Origin of the sequence: Mesorhizobium sp. M7A.F.Ca.ET.027.02.1.1, assembly GCF_004022985.1 — a bacterium.
Lineage (GTDB): Bacteria > Pseudomonadota > Alphaproteobacteria > Rhizobiales > Rhizobiaceae > Mesorhizobium.
Window position 1 is genome coordinate 1 of the sequence record NZ_RZOL01000269.1, and the last position, 8,244, is coordinate 8,244.

Below are 8,244 nucleotides of genomic sequence, written 5' to 3' on the forward strand. Positions count from 1 at the left end.
CGGTCCTGCGGATGAACGACGAGCGTGGTGGCGGGATGTTCGATGATGGCCGGGCCGATGACTTCATGGCCGGGCTGAAGCAGATCCATCTCGTAGAGATTGGCCTTGTGCCAGCGCCCGCCGATATAGGCCTCGCGCACGCCCTTGTGGGCGACTGCCGGATCAGACTTGCCGAGCGGCCGCTTGAGCAGCACCGGCTTGACCTTGTCTGCGGTGGCGATCAGCCCGAGTTCGGTGATGGTGAAGCCGGCTTCGCCATAGCGCGACACGCGATGGTTGACCTTGGCATAGACCGCCTCGAACTCGTCGATAACCCCGCGCATGTCGTCGGCCGAACCGACCTCGGCCAGCGGCGCCATGACTTCGACGTCCTCGAGCTGGCCGGTGTAGCGCATCATCAGGAACGGCACGGTCCTGATCTTCTCCCTGGTATGGCCGTCGGCGATCATCTCGTCGACCGCTGCCTTGGTCAGGTCGTTCCAGACCGTGGTGACCTTGGCGCCGAAGGCGGCCAGCGTAGCCCCGTCGGCGCGTGACGGGATGTCGTGCTGGGTGGAGACGGAATGACGCCGCATGAAATCGGCCGTGGTGCAACCGAAGGCGGAGAAGGCGGCCGCGAACTGGAAGGTGATGATGTCCTTGAAGCCGATGCCCCTGGAGCAGCCGGCCAGATGCAAAGGTCCCGAGCCGCCATAGGACAGCAGCGTGAATTCGGAGGGATGGATGCCTTGCCCGGAAATGACCCGGCGCAGCGCGTTGTTGGCATCGGACTCCAGCATGTCGATCATGCCTTCCGCGGCTTCCTCGACACCAACGCCGAGCACGCTGGAGCACTTTTCCTCGAAGGCGCGGCGCGCCTTTTCGACCTGCAGCACGACCTTGCCGCCCAGGAAATAGTGTGGGTTGAGGCGGCCGAGGATGGCGTCGCAATCGGCGATGGTCGGCTCGGTGCCACCGCGATCGAAGCAGATCGGACCGGGATCCGAGCCGGCGCTTTCCGGCCCAAGCGAGACCTTCTTGGTCAGGGGATCGACCTTGAGGATCATGCCGGCGCCGGCGCCGATCGTGTCGAGATGCAGCGTCGGCACGTTGAGCTTGAAACGGTCCATCAGCGGCTCGTTCTCGATCCGCGTCTGGCCGCGTGTGATGACGCCCATGTCGAAAGAGGTGCCGCCCATGTCCGAGCAGATCAGCGAGTCGTTCCCGATCAGCTTGCCGACATAGGCAGCGCCCAGAATGCCGCCGATCGGGCCGGAGATCATGGTTTCATGCAGGCGCGGGTGGTTGATCGAGGTCAGGCCGCCGAAGGAGAGCAATGTCTGCACGCCATATTTGAAGCCGTATTTCTTCGAGACATCCTCAATGCCCTTGAGCTGCTTGCGGCCGCGCGACGTGGCGTAGGCCTCGATCAGCACCGAGTTCAGCCGCGACTGCTCGCGGATGACCGGACGAACCTCGTGGCTGGTGTAGACGATGATGTCGGCACCGGCCTTGTCGACCTCCGCGCGGCAGATCTCTGCGATGCGCTTCTCGTGCACCGGATTGACATGTGAGAAGATGGTCATGATGCAGATCGCCTCGACCTTGTCGGCGATCAATTTTTTCGCCGCGGCGGAGACTTCGTGTTCGTAGAGCGGCAACACGATGTCGCCGAACTGGTCGATGCGCTCGGTGACGCCATGCGTGCGGCGGCGCGGCACCAGCGGATCTGGATGGTGATGGGTGACGGCATGCAGCCGGTCGGCATAGGAATAGTCGGCCCAGGCCTGCAGCCCCCGGCCCATCAGGATCATGTCCTCGAGGCCCTTGGTGGTGATCAGGCCGAGCCGGCGGCCGGTGCGCGACAACAGTGTGTTGAGCATGCCGGTGCCGGAATAGAGCACGACGTTGACGCCGGAAAACAATGATTCCAGCGAGATGCCCCAGGCATCCGCCGCGTCCTCGGCAGACGCGAGAAAACCTTCGGCTTCGTTCTTCGGCGTGGTCGCCGACTTGCCGATCTTGAAGTGGCCGTCCTGATCGACAAGGATCGTGTCGGTCATGGTGCCGCCGGCGTCGATACCGATGACGATTGGATTGCCGACGATGGGGCCGGTGAGATTGGGTTGGGTCACGGTCGCCTCGGGATCTGGTCTAGGTTGACGCAAGGCTAGATTCGATGGGCGGCTTCGCGCCATATGCCTAAAGACATAATGACGGCTGAGCTGACATCGCCGAAAAAAGGGCATGCGCATGGGGACCATCTGGGCGCCGCTCGCCAAAGCGATCGCCGCCACCGGCACGGACAGGCATGTCGACTGCCTGATCGACCTGATCGGCGCGGATATCGAGCACGACCTCGTCACGGTGACGCGCTATTCGACGACGCAGACACCCGAATTCATCAAACACCGACGCTTCTCGGACGAAATGGTCCGGCGCTATCTCGACAATTACTATGTCTTCGACCCGTTCTATGCGTCGTGGCGACGCGAGCGAAGGCTGGGCATCATGCCGCTGAAACGGCTTGCCAACGATGAGGCCAAGCGCGGCCAGTACATAGCCGGCTTCCTGGCGCAGTCGGAGATCTGCGACGAGGTCGGCATCATGCTGGCGGACGGCGGCGACTGGTGCCTCGGCATCTTCCTCGACCGCTCGACCACGCCATTCAAGGACAGCGAGATCGCCCTGCTGGATGAACGGCTGCCGGTGTTCGAGGCGCTGCATGCGCTCGACATCAAGGCGCGCGGAACGGAATTCTCCCGCACGTCAGCGCCGACAGGCCCCGGCGCCTCGCCCCGGCGGGAACCGACCATTCCAGCCAGCCTGTGGCCGGAGCTGTCACTACGCGAGCGGGAATTGGTCCAACTGATCCTCGCCGGTCACCCGACGGCCAACATCGCCGAACGCCTCGGCATCACCGTCGGCACGGTCAAGAACCATCGCCGGCGCATCTACGAGAAGCTCGACATCACCACGGAGCGGGAATTGTTTTTGCAGTTCTTCCAGCATCGGGTCGACCGATAGCCCGGGTTCGGACAGCTAAGCGGGTTACGCTTTTCCCGTTGCAGGTTAGAGCTCATCCTCCCAATTGGCGCCGCCATAGAACACACGGAAGATCACCACTTGGTCGGATTCCACTGTAAAGGTCACCGTTACACGGCGCTCGAAACCGACAACCCGAAGGCCCTGGCCGCAGATCGTCACGGCGTGTTCCGCGCTCCGAGGCGTAGTCGAGACCCTGGCAGTAGGCTTCGATACGCTCGATATAGCGTATGGCCGTGACGTTGCCGGCGGCGATCTCGATGGTGTCGTATATCCATCTTAAGTCCGCTAAGGCTTCCGGCAACAGAACAATATGCCGGCGCTTCGCACATCCCTCTTAAAGCGGGCGGCGTGGTGAGCGCGGATGTCGTCAAAAGCCTGGTTGGCTGGGATAACTCGGGAAGGATCCGCCTTCCACCTGTCATAGGTCGGCACAACCTCCTCGCGGAGCCAGCGCTCTACGGCCGCGTCGCGCTCTTGCAGGGCGCGAAGGCCGGCGCGGATCACTTCACTGCTGGTCGCGTAGGTTCCTGATTCAACGAGACGGTCGATGAAAGCAGCCTGCTCTGTTGGTAGGCTGAAGGTGCGCTTTTCGGTGGCAGCCATGATTTCTCCTATAATGTCGGTGTGATTATATCATACCAATATCCAATACGTGAGAAAACCTGTCGGCCCAAGAAACCGACATCGGCGCTGCTAGCAGTCTCAAAATTCCTCTTGCGGAACCGCGCCGTCCCGGCTTAGTCTTTGCCTTCTCGCAAAAATGAAATTTAATTCCATTTGCCTGCAACCTTCTTGCCAGCGTCGTGCCCCCAGGAAAAATGAACGGCCCAATCGACTGAGAAAATATTTGATATATCATCTACCAGAGCGGAAATAGCTGACATGGTCCAGCAGACATCGATCCAGCCATCGGCGCCCTGGTTGCGGCTAGATGTCGATGATTCGGACTGGACCGACGCCGAGGTGTCGAGCCTGGTGCGCTGGTATCACCAGATGCTGCTCATCCGCCGTTTCGAGGAAAAGGTGCTCGATCTGGCCAATGCCGGGCTGGTGCATGGTCCGGCCCACGCCAGCATCGGACAAGAGGCCACGGCGGTCGGCGCCATGTCCGTGCTCGGCACCGGCGACCGCATCAACGGCACCCACCGTGCCCATCACCAGGTGCTGGCCAAGCTTGTCAACGCGCAGACGCCCGGCGGATTCGACCCGCTGCATGATGCTTTCAACCCAGGCATGCAGGGATCGGTTCGCGGCCTGATGGCCGAGATCATGGGCCTCAAGTCAGGCTATTGCGGCGGCCGTGGCGGCTCGATGCATATGCGCGACGATGCCTCCGGCATCCCAGGCACCAGCGCCATTATCGGCGGCAACCTGCCGCACGCGGCGGGCTATGCGCTCGCCGACAAACTGCTCGGCACCGGCAACATCTCGGTCGCCTTCTTCGGCGACGGCACGATGATGGCAGGGCCGGCCTATGAGGCGATGAACATCGCCGCGCTCTACCGGCTGCCGGTGATCTTTTTCGCCGAAAACAATCTCTATGCCGTCTCCACGCACATCAATGAGCAGACGCGAGAGACGCGGCTGGCCTCGCGCGGACCTATGCTCGGCTTTCGCGGCATCGAATGCGACGGCATGGATGTGGTGGCAGTCCACCATGCCATGCGCGAGGCGCGCCGGACGATTGAGGAAGACGGCGGCCCGGTGCTGGTCGAGGCGCTCTGCTATCGGTTTCTACACCAGAGCGGCGCCCGCCCGGGCAGCGAATTCGGCTACCGCACGCGCGCCGAGGAAGACGTCTGGAAAGCGCGCGACCCGCTTGCGACGATGGCGGCTCGCCTGAAGACGATGGGCATCCTGAACGCTTCGGACCTCGGTACACTCGACCAGCGCGTCATGGAGGTGGTCAACACCGCTGCCGATTCCCTGACCGAGATGAGCGGCAACGCGCTGCGCATTCCTGATCATCTGTGGCCGGACCCAAGCGACGTCGACAACCAGATCCGCGGCGATCTTTCCGAACTGAAGGGCGAGCGCTTCCTCAAGATCGAGGACGTGCCGCCGGCCGACACCAGGCCGGTCAAGTTCATGGTTGCCGCGTCCGAGGTGATTGCGCGCGCCATGGAGCAGGACGCGCGCATCATCATCATGGGCGAGGATGTGCACCGGCTGCGCGGCGGCGTTTCGGGCGCCACAAAGGGCGCGCTGGAGCGCTGGCCGGAGCGTGTGCTGGCGATGCCCATCGCCGAGAATGGTTTTGTCGGGGTGGCGCTGGGTGCAGCGCTTTGCGGCTTGCGGCCGATGGTCGAGATCATGTTCGGCGACTTCTGCCTGGTTGCCGCCGACCAGCTGTTCAACGCGGTCAGCAAGGTGCGCCACATGTTCGGCGGCGGCTTTCCGGTGCCAATCGTGGTCAGGGTGCGCGTCTCGCCGCACACCGGCTACGGCTCGCAGCATTCGGGCGATCCGTCCGGCCTGTTCGCCCTGTTTCCCGGCTGGCGCATCGTCGCGCCGACGACGCCCTTCGACTATATCGGCCTGATGAATTCAGCGCTGAAATGCGACGATCCGGTCGTCGTCATCGAGCATGTCGAGCTGTTCCCGAGCGAAGGCCCTGTGCCTGCGGACGACCGCGACTATTGCGTGCGGCTCGGCAAGGCGAAGATCGTCAGGCCGGGCAGCGCCTGTACACTGCTCACCAGCGCCAGCATGGTTGCCGTCGCCAGCCAGGTGGTCGAGGAGACCGGCGTCGATGCCGAGATCATCGACCTGCGCAGCCTCGACCCGACCGGGCTCGACTGGCCGCTGGTGGAGGCCTCGATCCGCAAGACCAACCGGGTAGCCGTCATCGAACAGGTGCAGCGTGGGCTATCGCTTGGCGGACGACTGACACAGGAGATTCAGGATCGCGTGTTCGATTATCTCGATCACGAGATCCTGCATGTGACGGGAAGCCTCTCGGCTCCCGTCGTATCGGCCCCGCTCAACCGCGCCGCACTGGGCGGCGCTGAAAAGCTCAAGGCCGCGCTTCAATCCCTCACTGCCGTGGGTGGATAGAGCGAACGCATTGCCACAAAGATCCGACAAGAAAATGGGAGAACTGACATGAGCATCCTACAGAGAAACAAGACCAGGGCGACGATGCTGGCAGCCGTGCTGCTGGCCACCAGCGCCTTCTGGGCGCCGGCCACGTTCGCGCAGGACAGCAAGCCGCTGGTCATTGCGCGCAACATCGACCTCAACTCGCTCGATCCGCACCGCGCCTTCTGCGACACCTGCCAGATCTACAATTCCAGCGTCTATGAATCGCTGCTGACGCTGGACAAGGACAACAAGCTGATCCCGTTGCTCGCTTCCAAATGGGAAGGCAATGCCGACCAGAGCAGCTTCACCTTCACGCTCGACCCGGCCGCCAAATTCTCGGACGGTTCGCCGGTCGAAGCCAAGGACGTGAAATGGTCCTGGGAGAGGCTGAAGAACCTCAAGGGCAGCGCCTCGTTCCTGATGGACAATGTCGCCTCGATCGAGACCCCGGACGCGCATACGGTGGTCGTCAAGATGGTCGCGCCGAGCTCCGAATTCCTCAACATCGCGGCGGCGCCCTACGCAGCGGTCGTCAACAGCAAGGTTGCTTCCGAAGCCGGCGCCAAGGCCGATGCGGACGCTTCGACGACAGACAATGCCGAGGCCTGGTTTCTGGCGCATTCGGCCGGCAGCGCACCGTTCGTGCTGAAATCCTATGAGCCCAATTCGGAACTGCGGCTGGCACGCAACGACAAATACTGGCGCACGGCGCCGGCGCTGAGCGAAGTCGTCATCCGCCAGACCAAGGATGCGGTGGCCCAGGCACAGATGCTGCAGAGCGGCACCGCCGACATCGCCATGCAGATCGACCCGGACACGGCCAAGACGATGACCGGCAGCGACGTGAAAATCGAGACCGTGCCGTCCTACAATTTCATCTATGTGGCGCTGTCGCCCGGCGCCAAGGCCAACAAGGTTCCGCTGACGCCCGAAGTGCGCGAGGCCATTTCGCTCGGTCTCGACCGTCCGAGCATCCTCGACTTCACCATCGGCTCCGAGGGCCAGTTGATCAGCGCACCGATCCCGCTCGGCTTCCCCGGCGGTTCGGGCTTCGAGGCGCAACCCTATGACGTCGCCAAGGCAAAGGAACTTCTGGCCAAGGCCGGCCATGCCGACGGCTTCGAGATGGAAGCGGCGTTTCCCGGCATGAACGTCTATGGCGTCGATCTGTCGCTGTTGATGCAGAAGGTTCAGCAGGATTTGGCCAAGATCAACATCAAGCTCGACCTGCAGCCGATCCCCTTCGCCAACTGGCGCGAACGCGTCAATGGCGACGGCATCCCGATGACGGCGGTGTTCTACGCGCCGGACTATTACGGCACGTCGCAATACGTCGATTATTTCGCCATGACCAAGGGCAGCCCGTGGGCGCGCCGCGCCGGCGCGGAGCGCGATCCGTCGGTGCTCAATCCGAAGGAAGCGGATATCTACAAGGCAGCCCTTGCGGCGAGCGGCGACGAGGCCGCCAAGCTGTGGCACCAGGCCGGCGAGGAGATGATCAAGGACAGGATCATCCTGCCGCTGATCAGCCCGAACCTGATCCTGGCCTACAAGTCGGACGTCAAGGGCGTGCGTTACAGCGCCTGCTGCAACCTCCCGCTGGCGGAACTCAGCCACTGAGCGAAAAGATGCGGGAGGCGGCCAGCCGCCTCCCGCTTCCTCATCCTGGACGGTCAGCAAATCCTGTTCTTCCAGCATTAAGATCAATATATGATATATCAACACGCGGAGAACTCGCTATGCCTTCCCTGATCAACTCCAAGGACCAGTTGCTGCGCGAGCGCGCGGCCTCGGTCATTCCGGGCGGCATGTGGGGACACATGGCGACGCGCTATCTCGGCTCCGCCTATCCGCAGTTCTTCGAGCGCGCCGACGGCTGCCGGGTCTGGGACGTCGATGGCCGCGAATACATCGACCTGATGTGCAGTTGGGGGCCCAATATCCTCGGCCACCATCATCAGGCGGTCGAGGCAGCGGCCGAGCGGCAGCGTCGTCTGGGCGATGCGATGAACGGCCCTGGCGAGGTGTTGGTCGAGCTGGCCGAACTGCTGGTCAAGACCGTCGCGCATGCCGACTGGGCGATGCTGCAGAAGAACGGCACCGACGCCACCACGGCCTGCGTGACGATCGCAC

At 62.9% G+C, this 8,244-nt stretch carries 7 protein-coding genes; 4 read left to right on the top strand and 3 right to left on the bottom strand.

Going from position 1 to position 8,244, the window contains the following annotated elements; all coding sequences use genetic code 11:
• On the bottom strand, positions 1-2,042 hold a 2,042-nt coding region (locus EN749_RS24590; protein ID WP_245491493.1), incomplete at its 3' end, for a hydantoinase/oxoprolinase family protein.
• 184 nt (positions 2,043-2,226) lie between these two features.
• On the opposite strand from EN749_RS24590, the gene EN749_RS24595 reads away from it, so the two are divergent.
• Complete coding sequence (locus EN749_RS24595) at positions 2,227-3,006, top strand: LuxR C-terminal-related transcriptional regulator (RefSeq protein WP_127397718.1); 780 nt, start codon at positions 2,227-2,229, stop codon at positions 3,004-3,006.
• Between the two features lie 52 nt (positions 3,007-3,058).
• Here EN749_RS24595 and EN749_RS24600 read toward each other — a convergent pair whose 3' ends face one another.
• Together EN749_RS24600 and EN749_RS24605 are read right to left on the bottom strand one after the other, a co-directional pair.
• Positions 3,059-3,328 carry a type II toxin-antitoxin system RelE/ParE family toxin gene (locus EN749_RS24600; protein WP_348629374.1) on the bottom strand — a complete coding sequence of 90 codons (270 nt, stop codon included), beginning with the start codon at positions 3,326-3,328 and terminating at the stop codon, positions 3,059-3,061.
• Positions 3,313-3,630, bottom strand: coding sequence for a type II toxin-antitoxin system ParD family antitoxin (locus tag EN749_RS24605; protein ID WP_128364144.1), 318 nt, complete (start codon positions 3,628-3,630; stop codon positions 3,313-3,315). The genes EN749_RS24600 and EN749_RS24605 overlap by 16 nt, the downstream gene beginning before the upstream one ends.
• Positions 3,631-3,909: 279 nt before the next feature.
• Here EN749_RS24605 and EN749_RS24610 point away from each other — a divergent pair, with 279 nt between their 5' ends.
• From EN749_RS24610 to EN749_RS24620, 3 genes are all read left to right on the top strand, one after another.
• Positions 3,910-6,084: an alpha-ketoacid dehydrogenase subunit alpha/beta gene (locus EN749_RS24610; protein WP_128364145.1), complete on the top strand. Its 2,175-nt coding sequence runs from the start codon at positions 3,910-3,912 to the stop codon at positions 6,082-6,084.
• Between the two features lie 84 nt (positions 6,085-6,168).
• Entirely contained in the window at positions 6,169-7,731 is a 1,563-nt protein-coding gene (locus EN749_RS24615) for an ABC transporter substrate-binding protein (RefSeq protein WP_164761653.1), read from the top strand.
• A gap of 119 nt (positions 7,732-7,850) precedes the next feature.
• Positions 7,851-8,244: aminotransferase class III-fold pyridoxal phosphate-dependent enzyme (locus tag EN749_RS24620; RefSeq protein WP_128364146.1), on the top strand; the 394-nt coding region annotated here is incomplete at its 3' end.

Bases quoted from the DNA above. Each gene is read 5' to 3' on its own strand.
- EN749_RS24595 (WP_127397718.1), top strand. From the start codon at position 2,227: ATGCGCATGGGGACCATCTGGGCGCCGCTCGCCAAAGCGATCGCCGCC.
- EN749_RS24605 (WP_128364144.1), bottom strand. From the start codon at position 3,630: ATGGCTGCCACCGAAAAGCGCACCTTCAGCCTACCAACAGAGCAGGCT.
- EN749_RS24610 (WP_128364145.1), top strand. From the start codon at position 3,910: ATGGTCCAGCAGACATCGATCCAGCCATCGGCGCCCTGGTTGCGGCTA.
- EN749_RS24615 (WP_164761653.1), top strand. From the start codon at position 6,169: ATGCTGGCAGCCGTGCTGCTGGCCACCAGCGCCTTCTGGGCGCCGGCC.